Origin of the sequence: Hydrogenophaga sp., assembly GCF_041913525.1 — a bacterium.
Taxonomy (GTDB): domain Bacteria; phylum Pseudomonadota; class Gammaproteobacteria; order Burkholderiales; family Burkholderiaceae_C; genus Hydrogenophaga.
Genome location: NZ_JAYSFD010000010.1, coordinates 56,662 through 74,535 on the forward strand (window position 1 = coordinate 56,662; position 17,874 = coordinate 74,535).

Annotated in this window: 15 protein-coding genes and 1 riboswitch; of the genes, 10 read left to right on the plus strand and 5 right to left on the minus strand. The window is 68.4% G+C overall.

The features are described from left to right. Positions 1–253 precede the first annotated feature (253 nt). Positions 254–6,064 (plus strand): excinuclease ABC subunit UvrA, encoded by a 5,811-nt coding sequence (uvrA, locus tag ACE3RQ_RS13190; protein ID WP_374522486.1) that lies wholly within the window; start codon positions 254–256, stop codon positions 6,062–6,064. Between the two features lie 15 nt (positions 6,065–6,079). Next, entirely contained in the window at positions 6,080–6,400 is a 321-nt protein-coding gene (locus ACE3RQ_RS13195) for a hypothetical protein (RefSeq protein WP_374522487.1), read from the plus strand. Here the strand turns inward: ACE3RQ_RS13195 and ACE3RQ_RS13200 are convergent, their stop codons facing one another. Beyond that, a complete protein-coding gene (locus tag ACE3RQ_RS13200; protein WP_374522488.1) occupies positions 6,401–6,781 on the minus strand; it encodes a hypothetical protein in 381 nt (126 codons plus the stop codon). A gap of 116 nt (positions 6,782–6,897) precedes the next feature. Here ACE3RQ_RS13200 and ACE3RQ_RS13205 point away from each other — a divergent pair, with 116 nt between their 5' ends. After that, the gene (locus ACE3RQ_RS13205) at positions 6,898–7,950 is read left to right on the plus strand and encodes a YeeE/YedE family protein (RefSeq protein WP_374522489.1); all 1,053 of its coding nucleotides are present in this window, start codon (positions 6,898–6,900) and stop codon (positions 7,948–7,950) included. 6 nt (positions 7,951–7,956) lie between these two features. Here the strand turns inward: ACE3RQ_RS13205 and ACE3RQ_RS13210 are convergent, their stop codons facing one another. Together ACE3RQ_RS13210 and ACE3RQ_RS13215 are read right to left on the minus strand one after the other, a co-directional pair. Next, positions 7,957–9,183: an MFS transporter gene (locus ACE3RQ_RS13210; RefSeq protein WP_374522490.1), complete on the minus strand. Its 1,227-nt coding sequence runs from the start codon at positions 9,181–9,183 to the stop codon at positions 7,957–7,959. Continuing rightward, a complete protein-coding gene (locus tag ACE3RQ_RS13215) occupies positions 9,180–9,992 on the minus strand; it encodes an HAD-IIB family hydrolase (RefSeq protein ID WP_374522491.1) in 813 nt (270 codons plus the stop codon). Before ACE3RQ_RS13215 ends, ACE3RQ_RS13210 begins: the two co-directional genes overlap by 4 nt. A gap of 81 nt (positions 9,993–10,073) precedes the next feature. Continuing rightward, a riboswitch (S-adenosyl-L-homocysteine riboswitch) is annotated at positions 10,074–10,161 on the plus strand. A gap of 60 nt (positions 10,162–10,221) precedes the next feature. Here ACE3RQ_RS13215 and ahcY point away from each other — a divergent pair. The 4 genes from ahcY (at position 10,222) to ACE3RQ_RS13235 (ending at position 13,865) form a co-directional block, all read left to right on the plus strand. Next, on the plus strand, positions 10,222–11,658 hold the full coding sequence (ahcY, locus tag ACE3RQ_RS13220) for an adenosylhomocysteinase (protein WP_374522492.1): 1,437 nt from the start codon (positions 10,222–10,224) through the stop codon (positions 11,656–11,658). Positions 11,659–11,807: 149 nt separating this feature from the next. Further along, entirely contained in the window at positions 11,808–12,581 is a 774-nt protein-coding gene (locus tag ACE3RQ_RS13225) for a TlyA family RNA methyltransferase (protein WP_374522493.1), read from the plus strand. An 18-nt stretch (positions 12,582–12,599) separates the two neighbouring features. Further along, positions 12,600–13,430, plus strand: coding sequence for a methylenetetrahydrofolate reductase [NAD(P)H] (gene metF, locus ACE3RQ_RS13230; RefSeq protein ID WP_374522494.1), 831 nt, complete (start codon positions 12,600–12,602; stop codon positions 13,428–13,430). A 6-nt stretch (positions 13,431–13,436) separates the two neighbouring features. Then, a complete protein-coding gene (locus ACE3RQ_RS13235) occupies positions 13,437–13,865 on the plus strand; it encodes a septal ring lytic transglycosylase RlpA family protein (RefSeq protein ID WP_374522495.1) in 429 nt (142 codons plus the stop codon). A gap of 23 nt (positions 13,866–13,888) precedes the next feature. On the opposite strand, the gene ACE3RQ_RS13240 is transcribed toward ACE3RQ_RS13235, so the two are convergent. Next, positions 13,889–14,803: a 23S rRNA (adenine(2030)-N(6))-methyltransferase RlmJ gene (locus tag ACE3RQ_RS13240; RefSeq protein WP_374522496.1), complete on the minus strand. Its 915-nt coding sequence runs from the start codon at positions 14,801–14,803 to the stop codon at positions 13,889–13,891. A gap of 174 nt (positions 14,804–14,977) precedes the next feature. Here ACE3RQ_RS13240 and rplM point away from each other — a divergent pair, with 174 nt between their 5' ends. From rplM to erpA, 3 genes are all read left to right on the plus strand, one after another. Continuing rightward, positions 14,978–15,409: a 50S ribosomal protein L13 gene (gene rplM / locus ACE3RQ_RS13245; RefSeq protein WP_374522498.1), complete on the plus strand. Its 432-nt coding sequence runs from the start codon at positions 14,978–14,980 to the stop codon at positions 15,407–15,409. A 12-nt stretch (positions 15,410–15,421) separates the two neighbouring features. Continuing rightward, positions 15,422–15,814, plus strand: a complete 393-nt coding sequence (rpsI, locus tag ACE3RQ_RS13250; RefSeq protein ID WP_374522499.1) for a 30S ribosomal protein S9 — start codon at positions 15,422–15,424, stop codon at positions 15,812–15,814. A gap of 205 nt (positions 15,815–16,019) precedes the next feature. Then, complete coding sequence (gene erpA / locus ACE3RQ_RS13255) at positions 16,020–16,385, plus strand: iron-sulfur cluster insertion protein ErpA (RefSeq protein ID WP_374522500.1); 366 nt, start codon at positions 16,020–16,022, stop codon at positions 16,383–16,385. A gap of 90 nt (positions 16,386–16,475) precedes the next feature. Here the strand turns inward: erpA and ACE3RQ_RS13260 are convergent, their stop codons facing one another. Then, entirely contained in the window at positions 16,476–17,825 is a 1,350-nt protein-coding gene (locus tag ACE3RQ_RS13260) for a peptidoglycan DD-metalloendopeptidase family protein (protein WP_374522501.1), read from the minus strand. Between the last annotated feature and the right edge of the window lie 49 nt (positions 17,826–17,874).

A 17,874-nucleotide genomic window follows, 5' to 3' on the forward strand; every position in this document is an offset into this window, starting at 1 on the left:
GTCTGGGCGTGTGGGTTGAACAAGAGGCAGCACGGCCGGGCCAGGCGAGGCCAGCGGGTGCAACCGCCGTGCCCGGTTGGCCGAAAACCGCTGCGTTCCCCTTCCGAGCCCAGGGCAGGCGAATGGCGACGCCCGCTGGGCCATGGCACTCGGTCCGTCAAGCCTCGCCGGGCGTGGCGCTGGGGCTTTGTGTGACAGGCGACGCCGTTTTGCGGCCTCCCTAGAATGTTCGGCTTCCCATCTGGAGCCCTGCATGTCCGACGATCTGCGCCCGACCGACGAATCCCTTTCCGAGCCTCAGGGGCAAGACAGCGGCGAGGGCCTGATCCGCATTCGCGGCGCGCGCCAGCACAACCTCAAGAACCTCGACCTGGACATCCGCACCGGCGAGCTCACGGTGGTGACCGGGCCCAGCGGCTCGGGCAAATCCAGCCTGGTGTTCGACACCCTGTTCGCCGAAGGCCAGCGGCGCTACGTGGAAACCTTCAGCGCCTACGCCCGCCAGTTCCTCGACCGCATGGACAAACCGGCCGTGGACCGGGTGGAGGGCGTGCCCCCGGCCATCGCCATCGACCAGACCAACCCGGTTCGCTCGTCGCGCTCCACCGTGGGCACCATGACCGAGCTGAACGACCACCTCAAGCTGCTGTTCGCGCGCGGGGCCGAGTTGTTCGACCGCGAGACCGCGCTGCCCGTGCGCCACGACTCGCCCGAGACCATCCTGGCCGAGCTGCAGCGCCGCGCCAGCGAAAGCGGTGACCCGCGCCTGGTGGTCACCTTCCCGGTGGAACTGCCGGCCAGCACCACGCCCGAGGAAATCGAGCAATGGCTCTCGGCCAGCGGCTACACCCGCGTGCAGGCCGAGCGCACCGTGCAGCGCGAGGTGAAAGAAGAGACGCCCGCCAAGGGCAAGAAGGCCAAGCCGGTGATCGAGGCAGTGAAGCTGCTCGACGTGGTGGCCGACCGCTTCCGCCTGGCCAACGCCGAGCCGGCCCGCGTGATGGAAGCCATCGAGACCGGCCTCAAGCGCGGCGGCGGCAAGCTCATGGTGTACGCGCTGAGAGACGACGCGGAACCTGACATCTGGCGTTTCAGCACCGGCCTGCACTGCCCCGAGAGCGACATCCGCTACACCGACCCCTCGCCCTCGATGTTCTCGTTCAACTCGGCCGTGGGCGCCTGCGACAGTTGCCGCGGCTTCGGGCGCGTGATCGGGGTGGACTACGGCCTGGTCATCCCCAACGACAAGCTCACCCTGCGCAACGGCGCCATCAAGGTGTTCCAGACGCCGGCCTGGAAAGAGTGCCAGGACGACCTGATGCGCCACGCCGAGGCCGCCGGCATCCCGCGCGACACGCCTTGGGCCAAGCTCACGCCCGAGCAGCAGCACTGGGTGTTGCACGGCTCGCCGCAGTGGAACGGCAAGTGGAACCAGCAGTGGTACGGCGTGGACCGCTTCTTCGAGTACCTGGAAAGCAAGGCCTACAAGATGCACATCCGCGTGCTCTTGTCCAAGTACCGCAGCTACACCGAATGCCCGGTGTGCCGGGGCGCGCGCCTCAAGCACCACAGCCTGCTCTGGCGCATTGGCACCAAGGCCCAGGCCGACGCCGTGCTGCCGCCCGCGCAGCGCTACCTGCCGCAAGGCGTGCAATGGAATCGCGCGCAACTGGAGGCGCTGCCCGGCCTGTGCCTGCACGACCTGATGCTCATGCCGCTGGACAAGCTGCGGCGCTTCTTCCACTCACTGGCCGACACGCTGGTGCCGGCCGGCACAACCGCCAGCAGCGGGCAGGCCCAGGCGCTCAAGCTGCTGCTCGATGAGATCAACACCCGCGTGCGCTACCTGTGCGAGGTGGGCATCGGCTACCTCACGCTCGACCGCCAAAGCCGCACCCTCTCGGGCGGCGAGGTGCAGCGCATCAACCTCACCACCGCGCTGGGTACCTCGCTGGTGAACACCCTGTTCGTGCTGGACGAGCCCAGCATCGGCCTGCACCCGCGCGACATGGCCCGCATCAACGACGCCATGCTGCGCCTGCGCGACGCCGGCAACACCCTGGTGGTGGTCGAGCACGACCCGGCCGTGATGCTGGCCGCTGACCGCCTGATCGACATGGGCCCCGGCCCCGGTGAGCGCGGCGGGCAGATCGTGTTTGACGGCACGCCCGAGCAGATTCGCGCGGCCGACACCCTCACCGGCGCCTACCTGGGCGCGCGCAAGACCATCGGCATGGGCTTCAAGCGCATGGTGAGCGACAACACGCCCCGCCTCGTGCTGGAGGGCGCGCGCCAGCACAACCTGAAAAACGTGTCGGTGGACATTCCGCTGCAGCGCCTGGTGGTGGTCACCGGCGTGAGCGGCTCGGGCAAGTCCAGCCTGATTCAAGACGTGCTGGCCCCCGCGCTCATGCGCCACTTCGGCCAGGCCACCGAATCGCCCGGCCTGCACGACCGCCTGCTGGGCGCCGAGCAACTGGCCGACGTGGTCTTCGTTGACCAGTCGCCCATCGGCAAGACGGCGCGCTCCAACCCGGTGAGCTACGTGGGCGCGTGGGACGCCATCCGCTCGCTGTTCGCTGACGCGCCCCTGGCCCGCCAGCGCGCCTACACCCCGGCCAAGTTCAGCTTCAACAGCGGCGACGGCCGCTGCCCCACCTGCGGCGGCTCGGGCTTCGAGCACGTGGAGATGCAGTTCCTGAGCGACGTGTACCTGCGCTGCCCCGACTGCGACGGCAAGCGATACCGCCCCGAAATCCTGGAGGTGAGCATCGAGCGCGGTGGCCGCCACCTGAACGTGGCCGATGTGCTTGACCTCACCGTGAGCGAGGCCGCCGATCTTTTCAAAGCCGACCGCGAGGTGATTCGCGCCCTGCAACCCATCGTCGACGTGGGCCTCGAATACGTGAAGCTCGGCCAGCCCGTGCCCACCCTCTCGGGCGGCGAGGCGCAGCGCCTGAAGCTCGCCGGCTTCCTGGCCGAGGCCGCCAAATCGGCCAGCGCCAGCCGCCAGCCGCTCTCGCGCAAGGGCACGCTGTTCCTGTTCGATGAGCCCACCACCGGCCTGCACTTCGACGACATCGCCAAGCTCATGCGCAGCCTGCGCAAGCTGCTGGACGCCGGCCACTCGCTGGTGGTGATCGAGCACAACCTGGACGTGATCCGCGCCGCCGACTGGCTCATCGACATGGGCCCCGAGGGCGGCGACGGCGGCGGCGAGGTGGTGGCCGAAGGCCCGCCCGAGCAAGTGCGCGAGCACCCGCGCAGCCACACCGCCAAGGCCTTGCGCGACTACGCCCTGGCCATGGACCGCGTCTATGCCCTCAACGAGCCCGTGCCCGCCGCCGCGCCACGCGTGGCGCACCGCCCGCCCGAGGCGATTCGCATCGTCAACGCCAAGGAGCACAACCTCAAGAACCTCAGCGTGGACATTCCGCGCGGCCAGTTCAACGTGATCACCGGCGTCAGCGGCTCGGGCAAGAGCACCCTGGCCTTCGACATCCTGTTCAACGAAGGCCAGCGCCGTTACCTCGAATCGCTCAACGCCTACGCGCGCAGCATCGTGCAGCCCGCTGGCCGGCCCGAGGTGGACGCGGTCTATGGCATTCCGCCTACCGTGGCCATCGAGCAGCGCCTCTCGCGCGGCGGGCGCAAGTCCACCGTGGGCACCACCACCGAGGTGTGGCACTTTTTGCGCCTGCTCTACGTGAAGCTGGGCACCCAGCACTGCGTGCACGACGGCGCCGCCGTCATGCCGCAAAGCCCCGACAGCATCGCCGCCACCATCCTGCGCAAATACGCCGGCCGCCACGTGGGCCTGCTGGCGCCGCTGGTCATCAACCGCAAGGGCGTGTACACCGAGCTGGCCGACTGGGCCCGCCCGCGTGGCCACACCCACCTGCGCGTGGACGGCGAGTTCCTGCCCACCACCGGCTTCCCGCGCATCGACCGCTTCAAAGAGCACACCATTGAATTGCCCGTGGCCGATTTCCGCGTGAACGCGGCCGACGAAACCACCCTGCGCCAGGCCCTCGCCAAGGCGCTGGAACTGGGCAAGGGCCTGGTGCACCTGCTCGCCCCGCTGGACGGCCTGAAAGAGGCCATTGAGCAAGGCCGCAGCACGCGCGACATCGGCCACGTGGAGGTGTTCTCCACCACCCGCGCCTGCCCGGTGTGCAGCACCAGCTACCCCGAACTTGACCCGCGCCTGTTCTCCTACAACAGCAAACACGGCTGGTGCCCCGACTGCGTGGGCACCGGCGTGAAGCTCTCGCGCGAGCAACGCAAGGCACTGGACGATTCGGTGCAAGACGACAAAGACCGCGGCCGCGAACAGAGCTTCGCCGAGCCCGAGGTGGAAGGCCTCACCGACGAGGCCTGCCCCACCTGCGCCGGCACCCGCCTGAACGCCCAGGCCCGCGCCGTGCGCTTCGGCGGCGTGTCCATCACCGACATCGCGCGCCTCTCAGTGAGCGAGGTGCGGCAAAAGGTGCGGGCCATGATGGCCGACGGTGGCTTGTCCACCCGCGAGGCCGACATCGCCCGCGACCTGCTGCCCGAAATTGAGAGCCGCCTGGCCTTCCTGGAAGAAGTGGGCCTGAGCTACCTCACGCTCGACCGTGGCGCACCCACCCTCAGCGGTGGCGAGTCGCAGCGCATCCGCCTGGCCGCGCAACTCGGCAGCCACCTGCAGGGCGTGTGCTACGTGCTGGACGAGCCCACCATCGGCCTGCACGCGCGCGACAACCAGATCCTGCTCGATGCGCTGCACAAGCTGGGCCAGCAGGGCAACACCCTGGTGGTGGTGGAGCACGACGAAGACACCATCCGCCGCGCCGACCACCTCATCGACATCGGCCCCAGCGCCGGCAAGCGCGGTGGCCGCGTGGTCGCGCAAGGCACGGTGGCCGACCTCTCTGCCGCCGAAGACTCGGTGACCGGCCGCTACCTGCTGCACGCCATGAAGCACCCGCTGCAGCCGCGCCGCCCGGTGGACCCGCAAGGCCCTGCCATCGAGGTGGTGGGCGCGGCCCTGCACAACCTGCAGAAGGTGGACGCGCGCGTGCCGCTGCAGCGCCTGGTGGTCGTCACCGGCGTGAGCGGCTCGGGCAAGTCCACCCTGGCGCGCGACGTGCTGCTGGCCAACGCCGCCGCCGCCGTGGCCGCGCGCAGCACCGCGGCCGGCCGCGCCGCCTGGGACGCCGGCGAGCGCCCGGCCTGGGGCGGCTGCACCAAGCTGCTGGGCACCGAACCGGTGGACCGCGTGCTGGAGGTGGACCAGACCCCCATTGGCAAAACCCCGCGCTCCTGCCCGGCCACCTACATCGGCTTCTGGGACACGGTGCGCAAGCTCTTTGCCGACACGCTGGAGGCCAAGGCCCGCGGCTACGCCCCCGGGCGCTTCAGCTTCAACACCGGCGACGGCCGCTGCCCCGCCTGCGAAGGCCAGGGCATGCGCACCATCGAAATGAGCTTCCTGCCCGACGTGAAGGTGCCCTGCGAAACCTGCCACGGCGCGCGCTTCAACCCCGAAACCCTGGCCGTCACCTGGAAAGGCAAAAACATCGGCGAGGTGCTGCAGATGGCGGTGGACGAGGCGGTGGAATTCTTCGCCTCCATGCCCGCCATCGCCCACCCGCTGCAACTGCTCAAAGACGTGGGCCTGGGCTACCTCACCCTGGGCCAGCCTAGCCCCACCCTCAGCGGCGGCGAGGCCCAGCGCATCAAGCTTGTCACCGAACTCAGCAAGGTGCGCGACGAGGTGGGACGGCGCGGCCAGAAAGCCCCGCACACCCTCTACGTGCTCGACGAGCCCACCGTGGGCCTGCACATGGCCGACGTGGAGAAACTCATCCGCGTGCTGCACCGCCTGGTGGACGGCGGCCACAGCGTGGTGGTGATCGAGCACGACCTCGACGTCATGGCCGAAGCCGACTGGATCCTCGACCTCGGCCCCGAAGGCGGCACGGGCGGCGGCCGCATCGTGGCCGCCACCACACCCGAAGAGGTGGTGAAGCTGGGCACGCACACCGGGCGGGTGCTGGGGCCTGTGCTGAGTCGATGAGCTGCTGGCGCGGCCATGCGTGAGCAGGTCATCCACATCCACCCCGACGCCCCGCGCCAGCCGGCCTTCGGGGCGCCGTGCAACGGTTGCGGGGTGTGCTGCCTGGCCGAGCCCTGCCCGCTGGGGCGGGTGATTTCACGCAAAGCCCACGGGGCGTGTGATGCCCTGCGCTGGGACGAGGCCCAGGGCCTCTACCGCTGCGGCGCCATCACCGACGCCGCCGGTGTGCTGGGCCCGCGCTGGGCCTGGGCCGCGCCGCTGCTGCGCCGGCTGGCGCGGCGCTGGATCGCGGCGGGCATCGGTTGCGACGCCTCGCTCAGCAGCGAGCGAGGCTGATCAGCGCAGCCACAGCCACAACGTACTCAGCGCCAGGGCCACGGTGGCGCCCAGCATCAGGCGCGTGCGCACGCGCAGCTTGTCCACCGCGTCCACCAGCCGGGCGTTCTGCTCGGCCAGGTCGGTCACGGTCTGCGCCAGTTGCTGTTGCAGCGCGGTTTGTTGGTCGATGAGCTGGCGGGCTTCGATCAGGCGGTTGCGCAGCTCGCCCATGCTGGGCGGCTCGGCGGCGGGGTCCATCGGGGGCGAGGGTTGCACCGGCGCCTTGGGCGCGGGCTGGCGGTCCATCAGCTTGCGCGCGGCATTCAGCACCTTGGGCGCGTGCTCGATCACGTCGCCCCAGGGGATCACCTTCAGGGCGGTCAGCCAGGGGATGGGCATGGGGGAGTCCTTTCTGCAAAGCGGCTTGGCCGCCATCTTGGGCCCAATTGCGCTGGATCAAGCCTGATGGCCTGCGAATGCCAGAATATCAGCACTAACTGATATTTGGAGATCCCATGGACTGGACGGGCTGGATTGAGCGCTGGGGTGAACCCGGCGTGTTGGCCGTGGCGGGCTTGCTGGTGGGCCTGGGCTTCGGCTTCTTTGCGCAGCGCTCGCGCTTCTGCCTGCGTGGGGCGGTGATCGAGTTCTGGCACGGGCGCTTCGCCGACAAGCTGGCCGTGTGGCTGCTGGCCTTCTCCAGCGCGGTGGTGCTGGTGCAGGCACTGGTGGTGGCGGGCGGGCTGGACGTGAGCACCGCGCGCCAGCTCTCGGCCCGCGGCAGCCTCTCCGGCGCGCTGGTGGGGGGCCTGGTCTTCGGTGTGGGCATGGTGCTCACGCGCGGCTGCGCCAGCCGCTTGCTGGTCTTGTCGGCGCAGGGCAATTTGCGCGCGCTGCTCTCGGGCCTGGTGTTCGCGGTGGTGGCGCAGGCCGCGCTGGGCGGCGTGCTGGCGCCGCTGCGCGAGGCTATTTCGGGTTGGTGGGTGGTGGAGGGCGGGCCATCGCGCAGCCTGCTGGCCCTGTTCGGCGTGGGGCCGTGGGACGGGCTGGCCTTTGGCGCGCTCTGGCTGGTAGTGGCGGTGTTTTTCGCGCACCACAGCGGCTGGGGCTTCTGGAAGTGGGCCGGTGGCATCGGCACTGGCGTGATGGTGGCGCTGGCCTGGTTCGCCACCTACCAGGTGATGTCGCATTCCTTCGAGCCGGTGCAGATCCAGGGCCTCACCTTCAGCGGCCCCTCGGCCGAGTGGCTCATGCGCGTGCTCAGCGAACCCGGCAAGCCCTGGACCTTTGGCCTGGGCCTGATGCCCGGCGTGTTCCTGGGCTCGATGCTGGGCGCGGCGCTGGGCCGCGAGTTCAAGGTGGAGACCTTCGGCCCCGGCTACAGCCTGCCGCGCTACGTGACGGGCGCGGTGCTCATGGGATTTGGCTCGATGCTGGCCGGCGGCTGTGCCGTGGGCGCGGGCATGACGGGTGGCGCCATCTTCGCCGTGACCGCCTGGCTCACGCTGGGCGGCATGTGGCTGGGCGGTGGCCTGGCCGACCGCCTGATCGACGGCCGCCACGCCTGAGCTTGCTCAACCCCGGCGCAACAGCCACACCCCCAGGCCGGCCACGCCGATCAGCAGCACCGGAAAGCCCAGCACGGGCGCCCACTGCAGGGCCGCGGCGCCCAGCGAGGGCGCCAGCACCCCGCCCAGGGTGTACGAGAGCACGAGCACGGCGGTGCTGTTGACCAGGGTCACGCCTTCCTCGCGCGAGCCGATGTCGATCATGGCCAGGGTGTAGAGGCAGCCGCCCGCCCCGCCCCACAGAAACGCGATCGGCGCGGCCAGCCAGGGCGTGCCGGCCACCAGGGGAATGAGCACCGTGGCCGCCAGCGTGACCATGGCGCACAGGCGCATCAAGGTGAGCCTGGCGGCGCGCTCGTCTCCCCAGCGCCCGCTGGGGTGATGGGCCATGCGGTCGGCCAGCACACCGGCGGGCAGCATCATCAGCGCGCTGCCCAGGCCGCTGGCCGACACCAGCAAGGTGGCCGCCGCCACGCCCAGGCCCAGGGCCAGGCCGTAGAGCGGCAGGATGGCAGTGAGGCCGCTCTCAAAAAAGCCGCCCACGAAGCCCACCGCCATGATCAGCGGGTGCGCGCGCAGCGCCAGCCACACCCCGCTCAGGCCCACACGGGCCTGGTGCGCGTCGGCCGCCGGGGGAAGCGGTGGAATCAGCAGGCTCCAGGCCAGGCCCACCAACATGAAGGCCAGGGCCACGCCCAGCGCCGCCGCGCTTTGCGGGCCCACCCAGGTCAGCACCATGGGGCCCAGCACGAAGGTGGCGCCCACCATGGTTTCAAACAGGCCCACGCTGCGCCCGCGCTGGTGCGGCGGCGAGAACTCGGCCACCACCGCCTCGGCCAGCACCCAGCGCAGGCCCGAAGCCATGCCGGCGGCCAGTTGCAGCGCGAACCACACCGCCAGCGACGAGGTGAGCGCAAAGCCCGCCGTGGCCACCGCCGGCAGAAAGGCCGCCAGCCACAGCGTGGGCCGTCGGCCCAGGGTGCGCGTGATGGCCGAGGCGAACGGCGTCATCAGAAAAATGCCCACCCAGCCGGTGGCGGCGAACACGCCCGCCATGGCGGTGGACACGCCATCGGCGTTCAGCCGCAGGATGAGCCAGGGCGCGAGCATGAAGTAGCCCATCAGCTCAAAAAACGTGGAGCCGAAGATGGCCAGCAGCCCGCGCCGCGCCAGGGCGGGCGCGGGCGTGGCCACCGGCAGGTGGCGCGGTGGTGGCAGCGGGTGCTCGCTCATGCCGCGCCCCGGTCTTGGCGGGCCGCCAGCAGCGCGTCGGCCAGTTGGGCGAAGCCGGTGCCGCGCTCGCCCGGTGTGACGTAGCGCGGGTGGTGGGAAAGAGCCGCCCAGAAGCGGGCGATGTTGGCCACGCCCACGCTGTGCACGAAGTGGCCGAACATGCGCGCGTCGTTGGTGGAATCGCCCACATAGACCCACTGATCGAGTTCGGTGTCGAGGTCGCGGCCCAGGCGGTGGCGCACGATCCAGCGCGCGCCGGCCAACTTGTCGTGATCGCCGATCCAGCCGTTGATGTGGATCGAACTCACCGTGGCGTTCAGCCCGTCTTCGCGCATCAGCGCCACCACGCGGGCGATGTCCTCCTCGCTCAGGTGGGCGAACTCGCTGTGGTCGATGGCGATGTCGGTCTCGCGCCCGGCGCTGTCGGTGGCCAGGCGCGCGTGGGGCAGGGCCGCCAGCACGCGCTGCGCCGTGGCCTGCAGGCGCGCGAAGTTGGCCGCCCGGGTGGCGGCGTCTTGCAGGTAGTCGCGTTGCAGCGAGCCATCTGGCCCGCGCCACAGGGCCACCGCGCCGTTCTCGGCCACGATGGCACCCATCGGCCAGCTCAGCGCAAAGGGTTCGCTCCAACCCGCCGGGCGGCCGGTCACGGCCAGCACCGGCAGGCCCGCTTCGCGCAGGCGGTGCAGGGCGTCCAGCGCGGCGGGCGCGATGGAGCCGTGCTCGGTGAGGGTGTCGTCGATGTCGGTGAGCACACCGCGAATGCGCGCGCGCTCGGCCAGTGGCCAGTGGGCAAGAGGGGTGGGGTTCATGGGCGGTCGGCAGTGTCGCACAGGGGGGTATTCACCAGCGGTCTTGCACCAGTGGTGCCGCCCCTGGGCTAAAATGCGGCCCCATCCGAGGAGCGTTGCAGCGCCCCCATGACACACAGTCACCGCGGGGCGTGAGGCTCGGACATTCTGGCAACGACGCTCATCCACCTCTCGTGCGATGGGCTTTTCTTCATCCCGGGACGTGGCTTCATTCACTTTGGAGCGCAACATGAACGCACGTCTGAACACCCCCGTCAACACCGACTGCATCATCGCCGACATGGGTCTGGCCGATTGGGGCCGCAAAGAGATCAAGATCGCCGAAACCGAGATGCCCGGCCTGATGGCCATCCGCGAAGAGTTCGCGGCCAAGCAGCCCCTGAAGGGCGCGCGCATCACCGGCTCGCTGCACATGACCATCCAGACGGCCGTGCTGATCGAGACCCTACAAGCCCTGGGCGCGCAAGTGCGCTGGGCCTCCTGCAACATCTTCTCCACCCAAGACCACGCCGCCGCCGCCATCGCTGCCGCCGGCACGCCGGTGTTCGCCGTGAAGGGCGAGACCCTGGTCGACTACTGGGACTACACCCACCGCATCTTCGACTTCGGCGCCAAGGGCACCGAGGGCGAAGGCCCCAACATGATCCTGGACGACGGCGGTGACGCCACCCTGCTGATGCACCTGGGCAAGCAGGCCGAGAAAGACCCGTCCGTGCTGGCCAACCCCGGCAGCGAGGAAGAGCGCATTCTGTTCGCCGCCATCAAGGCCAAGCTGGCCGAAGACAGCACCTGGTACAGCCGCAAGAGCGCCCAGATCATCGGCGTGACCGAAGAGACCACCACCGGCGTGCACCGCCTCAAGGAAATGTCGGCCAAGGGCACGCTGATGTTCCGCGCCATCAACGTGAACGACTCGGTCACCAAGAGCAAGTTCGACAACCTGTACGGCTGCCGCGAGTCGCTGGTGGACGGCATCAAGCGCGCCACCGACGTGATGATCGCCGGCAAGGTGGCCGTGGTCTGCGGCTACGGCGACGTGGGCAAGGGCTCGGCCCAGGCGCTGCGCGCCCTGAGCGCCCAGGTGTGGGTGACCGAGATCGACCCCATCAACGCCCTGCAGGCCGCGATGGAAGGCTACAAGGTCGTGACCATGGAGTGGGCCGCCGACAAGGCTGACATCTTCGTCACCACCACCGGCAACCGCGACGTCATCACCTACGAGCACATGGCCGCCATGAAGGACCAGGCCATCGTCTGCAACATCGGCCACTTCGACAACGAGATCCAGGTCGCCAAGCTGGAAGAGAAGTGCCAGTGGGAAGAGGTCAAGCCCCAGGTGGACCATGTGATCTTCCCGGACGGCAAGCGCATCATCCTGCTGGCCAAGGGCCGTCTGGTGAACCTGGGCTGCGGCACCGGCCACCCCAGCTTCGTGATGTCGTCCAGCTTCGCCAACCAGACCATCGCCCAGATCGAGCTGTTCTGCCACCCCGAGGGCTACGACGTGGGCAAGGTCTATGTGCTGCCCAAGCACCTGGACGAAAAGGTGGCCCGCCTGCACCTGAAGAAGGTGGGCGCGATGCTGACCGAGCTGAGCGACGAGCAGGCCGCGTACATCGGTGTGCCGAAGAACGGCCCCTACAAGCCTGACACGTACCGCTACTAATCAGGGCGGCTACTGCGCGGCCGTGATCCTTCGTTGCGGGTCCCTCCGCAGATCCTCACGTAGCGCTGCTACGTTCCGGTCTGCGGATCCCCCCGCGCCTCGGCTGACGGCCGCTCGCTACGCCGCTTGGTGCACGGCAGAGAAGCCCCATGCGCGCTGACCAACTCCTCGTCGAACGCGGCCTGGCCGCCTCACGCTCGCAAGCCCAGCGGCTCATCGCCGCGGGGGTGCGGTGGCGCCTGCCTGGCGGGGCGTGGAAAGCGATCGCCAAGAACGGCGAAGAGCTGCGCGAGGCGGTGGAGCTGGAGCTGCTGGACACCGCCGAGTCGCGTTTCGTCTCGCGTGGCGGGCTCAAGCTCGACGGCGCCCTGGCGCAATGCGGTCTTGAGGTGGCTGGCCTGCGCTGTCTCGACGTGGGGCAGAGCAGCGGCGGTTTCACCGACGTGCTCTTGCAGCGCGGCGCCGCGCAGGTGGTGGGGGTGGACGTGGGCCAGGGGCAGTTGCACCCGACGCTGCGTGGCGATGCGCGCGTGGTCTGCATCGAGAAGTGCAACGCCCGCGAGCTGACGGCGAATGCCCTGGTGCAGGCGGGCGGCGAGGCCGCCGCGGCGCCGTTCGACCTGGTGGTGGGCGACCTGTCCTTCATCTCGCAGACCCTGGTGTGGCCGGCCATCGTGCCGCTGCTGCGCCCGGGCGGGCACCTGCTCATGCTGGTGAAGCCGCAGTTCGAGCTGCAGCCCGAGCACATCGGCAAGGGTGGCCTGGTGAAGAACGAGGCCAGTTACGCCCTGGTGCGCCAGCGCATCGATCAGGCCTGTGCCCAGCAAGGCCTGGTCTTGATCTCTTATTTCGACAGCCCGATCACCGGGGGTGACGGCAATCGCGAGTTTTTTGTGTTCGCCCGCCGTGGCGAACCGGCCTGATCACAAGGAGCACCCGCCATGGGTCTGCCACTGAGTTTCGAGTTCTTTCCGCCCAAGACGCCCGAAGGCGCTGAGCGCCTGCGTGGCGTGCGGCAAGCGTTGTATGCCCACAAGCCCGAGTTCTGTTCCGTCACCTATGGTGCAGGCGGCTCCACGCAAGAAGGCACTTTCAGCACCGTGCGCGAGATCCTGGCCGAGGGCGTGAGCGCGGCCTCGCATTTCTCGTGCATTGGCGCCACCAAGGCCTCGGTGCGCCAGCAACTGGCCGAGCTGAAGGCCATGGGTGTTAGGCGCCTGGTGGCCCTGCGTGGTGACCTGCCCAGCGGCTACGGCCTGGGCGGTGAGTTCCAGTACGCCAGCGACCTGGTGGCCTTCATCCGCGCCGAGACGGGGCATGACTTCCACGTGGAGGTGGCGGCCTACCCTGAGGTGCACCCGCAGGCCAAGTCACCCGACGCCGACCTGCAGGCCTTTGTGGCCAAGGTGCGCGCAGGTGCCGATTCGGCCATCACCCAATACTTCTTCAACAGTGACGCCTACTTCCGCTTCGTGGACGACGCGCACCGCCTGGGCGCCGACATCCCGGTGGTGCCAGGCATCATGCCCATCACCAGTTCGGCCCAGCTCATGCGCTTCTCTGACGCCTGTGGCGCCGAGATTCCACGCTGGATCCGCCTGCGCCTGCAGGCCTTCGGTGATGACATCGCCTCCATCAAGTCGTTTGGCCTGGACGTGGTCACCGACCTGTGTGACCAGTTGCGCAACGCCGGTGTGCCGGGGTTGCACTTCTACACCATGAACCAGAGCGCGGCCACGCAAGAGATCGTGGGACGCCTTGAACTGGCTTGAGATCCCGTGGCTGGACATCGACTTTGCTCCCTGGCATTCGCTGCCAATCTGTGCTGGTTCAATGCCCCCGCCGTGGCGGAGCCGGCAGTGGAGTCGATGGGGGAGGTTGCGGTCGAGGCGCAGCCAGTCGACGACATGGAGATCGCCCGCGGGCTGGCTTCTTGGTACGGGGCGCGTTTTCGTGGTCGGGTAATGGCCGATGGTCAGCCTTTTGATCCGAAGGCCCTGACCGCAGCCCATCGCACACTGCCCATCGGCAGCTTGGTGCGGGTGCGCAACCTGTCCACCGGGCAGGAAGTGGTGGTGCGCATCAATGACCGAGGGCCGCACGTTCGCGGTCGCCTCATTGACCTCAGCCGGGCGGCGGCGGCCCAGCTCGGTTTGCTCAACAGCGGGGTGGCCGCTGTGGTGTTGTTGCGCGAGCCCGCGCCCTGACGAAGCCGCTGCGGCTGCGCCCGTCAGCCGCCCGATTCCACCGACTGGGCCTGCCCGCGCCCGCGACCCAGCACCTTCAGCAGCAACGGCAGGCTGGCCTGCAGCGTGGCCTTGAGGGTGTGTGGCGGGTTGATCACGAACATCCCGCTGGCGGTCAGGCCGGGGCGCTCGTTGATTTCCATGTCCGGGCGCTGGCCAATGGCCAGGGTGGCGTGCAGCCAGGGGCGCTGGGCCTGTTGGCTCAGGGTGCGCAGGCGCCGGGGCAGGTCATGCGCCTCGGGTCGGGGAATCACCGGGTACCACACCAGGTAGCAGCCCGTGGGAAAGCGCTTGATGCTCTCCTGAATGCAGGCGCTCACGCGGTGGTAATCGCTCTTGATCTCGTAGCTCGGGTCGATCAGCACCAGCGCGCGGCGCGACCCGCCGGCGCCAGGGGGCGGTGGCAGCATCGGGCGCAGTCCTTCGAAGCCGTCTTCGCGCGCCACCGTGATCGAGCGGCCAGCCTCAAGCTGGGCCACGTTGCCCGACAAGGTCTTGCCGTCGGTCGGGTGCAGTTCGAACAGCTTGAGCCGGTCGCGCGAGGCCTCGCGCATCAGGCGGTGCATCACGAAGGGCGAACCGGGGTACACGCGCAGCGAGCCCGAGGGGTTGAAGTCGGCCACCAGGTCAAGGTAGTCGTCGATGGCCGGGGTCGATTCGGCCGGCTGCCCTTCGGTGGGGCGCATGGCGGCCATGAGCTTGACGATGCCGTCCTGCGCCTCGCCGCCCTTCTCGGCGTAGTCGCCGTCCAGCCGGTACAGACCGGCCCCGGCGTGGGTGTCGATCAGGTGGATGCCGGTCTCTTTGAGCATGAGGTGGCGCAGCGTGGCCATCAGCGTGATGTGCTTGAGCACATCGGCGTGATTGCCGGCATGAAAGGCGTGGCGGTAACTGAACATCCGGGCATGGTAGCGCCGGAATTTGCCGGCCGGGCCACGATTTCGTACAATGGCGGGCTTCGTAGCGAATTTTGCTGGCCCCGCGGCGAAGCATTCACCCCACCTAAGAGGGTCCCGTCAGAGGACCACCGACCGTGGAAAAGGGCCGCCAAACCCTCGTAAAAGAGAAAACTCATGACCAAAACGTTCAGCGCCAAGCCCGCTGACGTGACGCACGAGTGGTTTGTGATTGACGCGACCGACAAGGTCCTCGGACGAGTTGCCAGTGAAGTGGCTCTCCGACTGCGCGGCAAGCACAAGGCCATTTACACGCCTCACGTCGACACCGGTGACTACATCGTCATCATCAACGCCTCCAAGATCCGCGTCACGGGCAACAAGTCCCTCGACAAGGTCTATTACCGTCACTCGGGCTACCCGGGCGGTATCTACGCCACCAACTTCCGTGACATGCAGGCCAAGCACCCCGGCCGCGCGCTCGAGAAGGCCGTGAAGGGCATGCTGCCCAAGGGTCCTCTGGGCTACGCCATGATCAAGAAGCTCAAGGTCTACGGCGGCGCGGAGCACCCGCACACCGCCCAACAGCCGCAAGTGCTGGAAATCTAAAGGAGCCTTGAGATGATTGGTGAATGGAACAACGGCACTGGCCGTCGCAAGTCCAGCGTTGCCCGTGTCTTCCTGAAGAAGGGCACCGGCAAGATCACGGTCAATGGCAAGGACATCCAAGCCTACTTCGGCCGCGAGACCTCGATCATGATCGCCAAGCAGCCCCTGCTGCTGACCGACAACGCCGAGACGTTTGACATTCAGGTCAACGTGCACGGTGGTGGCGAATCCGGCCAGGCCGGCGCCGTGCGCCACGGCATCACCCGCGCCCTGATCGACTACGACGCAGGTCTGAAGTCGCAGCTGTCGCAAGCCGGTTACGTCACCCGTGACGCCCGCGAAGTGGAACGGAAAAAGGTCGGTCTGCGTTCTGCACGCCGCCGCAAGCAGTTCAGCAAGCGCTGATCACTGCCGATTCCGGCCCCGAAAAAACCGCCCGCAAGTCCGCTTGGGGCGGTTTTTTCATGGGCGATGCCGGCGGGTTTGTACCGAAATGCCCCCACTGGCATTGCCGTCATAGGCATCGGGATCGGTCAATCCCGACCGCCTTGCTTTACTATTTCCACCGATTCTGGGCTACTCAGCCCAACCACCATTGCAGAGGACAACCATGAGCGCCGTGGCAGAGAACATCCAGACCGAAATGCCCGCACCGCTGATCTTTACCGACAGCGCTGCTGCCAAGGTGGCCGAACTGGTGGCCGAAGAAGGCAACCCCGATCTGAAGCTGCGCGTGTTCGTGCAGGGCGGTGGCTGCTCCGGCTTCCAGTACGGTTTCACCTTCGACGAAATCGTGAACGAAGACGACACCCAGATGACCAAGAACGGCGTGTCCTTGCTGATTGACGCCATGAGCTACCAGTACCTGGTGGGCGCCGAGATCGACTACAAGGAAGACCTCGAGGGCGCACAGTTCGTCATCAAGAACCCGAACGCCACCACCACCTGCGGTTGCGGTTCGAGCTTCAGCGTCTGAACTGCCGCTCGCGGGCAAGAAAAAGGGAGCCGATGGCTCCCTTTTTTCATGGCCCCGCCGTTGTGGCGGCGGGGTTTCGGGTGCTCAGGCTTAGTCGGCGCTGGCCTGTTGCACGCTGGCGGCGGCTGAGAGCTTCAGGCGCTGGGCCTGTGCCACCTCGGTAAAGCGCTGGCGCATCTCGGCGGGCAGCTTCACGGCTTCGCTGCGGCGGGCGATTTCCAGCGGGTCGCGGTGCTCGCCACCTTCCATGAATTCAAAGTGCAGGTGCGGGCCGGTGGAGGCGCCGGTGGAGCCCACGGCGCCAATGCGGTCGCCTTGCGACACGCGCTGTCCCTTGCGCACGTCGATGCGGCTCAGGTGGGCGTAGAGCGTGGTCTGGTTGTTGCGGTGGCGCAGGATGATCACGTTGCCATAACCGCGCTGCACGCCGGCGAATTCGACCTGGGCGTCAGCCACGGTGCGCACCGGGGTGCCGGTGGGCGCGGCGTAGTCCACGCCGAGGTGGGCCTTGCGCGCACCCGAGATGGGGTGGAAGCGCATGCCGTAGCCGCTGCTCACGCGAGAGAACTCCAGCGGCGAAGACAGGAAGTAGCGGCGCGAGCTTTCGCCAGCGAAGTTGTAGTAGCCGCCGCGAACACCGGGGGCTTCGAACCACACGGCCTCGTGTGAGCGGCCGTTGTTCACGAACTCGGCGCTGAGCACGCGGCCCACGCTCAGGCTTTCGCCGTCGGCGTCCAGGCTTTCGTAGACCACGCTGAAGCGGTCGCCCTGGCGCAGGTCACGGCGGAAGTCGATGTCGCTGGAGAACATTTCCGCCAGTTGCACGGCCACGCTGTCGGGGATGCCGGCGGCATCGGTGGAGGCGAACAGCGAGCTGCGGATGGTGCCGCTGGCCAGGCGCGGCGAGGCGGTGAGCTGGCCTTGCTCGAGGCGCGATTTCAAGCCTTGCGGCGTGGCCTCGATCACCAAGCGGTGGAAGGACTTGCCGTCGGCCGCGAGCCAGCGCGCGGTGAGTTGTTGCAGCTCTTGGCGATCGGTGGCCTGCACGTGCACCAGGCGGCCATTGCGGCCCAACAGCAAGCGGGCGTTGGCGTCGCGCTTGATGAACTCTTGTGCTGCCGCATCGGCCACGCCCAGGCGCTTGAGCAGCGATTGGGCGCTGTCGTCGGCGCGCGTGGTGTCGCTGCGATACAGGATGAAAGGCGCGGCCTCGGTGGACAGCGGGGCCACCAGCGGCTGGGCGGGCAGGTTGAACGATTCGACGACCTCGCGCACCGGCAGGTCGGCGGCGTCAGGGGCGAGCGGAGCAATGCCGAAAGCGGTGACGCCGGTGCCCAGCAGCAGCGCGCCCAGGCCGCCCATCAAGCGGCGGGGGTGGCGGGCCAGGCTGTCTCGGGCGGCGGTGGCCAGAACGGCCAGCGTGTGGACAAGCGTAGACATGTAGATTCAGCAATCCTCAAGCTGCACCAGAAGGGGGTGCAGTCAGCAC

Coding starts and splice junctions, on each gene's coding strand:
- ACE3RQ_RS13225 (WP_374522493.1), top strand. CDS start 11,808: ATGCGCGCTGACCAACTCCTCGTCGAACGCGGCCTGGCCGCCTCACGC.
- rplM (WP_374522498.1), top strand. CDS start 14,978: ATGACCAAAACGTTCAGCGCCAAGCCCGCTGACGTGACGCACGAGTGG.
- ACE3RQ_RS13195 (WP_374522487.1), top strand. CDS start 6,080: ATGCGTGAGCAGGTCATCCACATCCACCCCGACGCCCCGCGCCAGCCG.
- metF (WP_374522494.1), top strand. CDS start 12,600: ATGGGTCTGCCACTGAGTTTCGAGTTCTTTCCGCCCAAGACGCCCGAA.
- ACE3RQ_RS13215 (WP_374522491.1), bottom strand. CDS start 9,992: ATGAACCCCACCCCTCTTGCCCACTGGCCACTGGCCGAGCGCGCGCGC.
- ACE3RQ_RS13210 (WP_374522490.1), bottom strand. CDS start 9,183: ATGAGCGAGCACCCGCTGCCACCACCGCGCCACCTGCCGGTGGCCACG.
- uvrA (WP_374522486.1), top strand. CDS start 254: ATGTCCGACGATCTGCGCCCGACCGACGAATCCCTTTCCGAGCCTCAG.
- ACE3RQ_RS13200 (WP_374522488.1), bottom strand. CDS start 6,781: ATGCCCATCCCCTGGCTGACCGCCCTGAAGGTGATCCCCTGGGGCGAC.
- rpsI (WP_374522499.1), top strand. CDS start 15,422: ATGATTGGTGAATGGAACAACGGCACTGGCCGTCGCAAGTCCAGCGTT.
- ahcY (WP_374522492.1), top strand. CDS start 10,222: ATGAACGCACGTCTGAACACCCCCGTCAACACCGACTGCATCATCGCC.
- erpA (WP_374522500.1), top strand. CDS start 16,020: ATGAGCGCCGTGGCAGAGAACATCCAGACCGAAATGCCCGCACCGCTG.
- ACE3RQ_RS13205 (WP_374522489.1), top strand. CDS start 6,898: ATGGACTGGACGGGCTGGATTGAGCGCTGGGGTGAACCCGGCGTGTTG.
- ACE3RQ_RS13240 (WP_374522496.1), bottom strand. CDS start 14,803: ATGTTCAGTTACCGCCACGCCTTTCATGCCGGCAATCACGCCGATGTG.
- ACE3RQ_RS13260 (WP_374522501.1), bottom strand. CDS start 17,825: ATGTCTACGCTTGTCCACACGCTGGCCGTTCTGGCCACCGCCGCCCGA.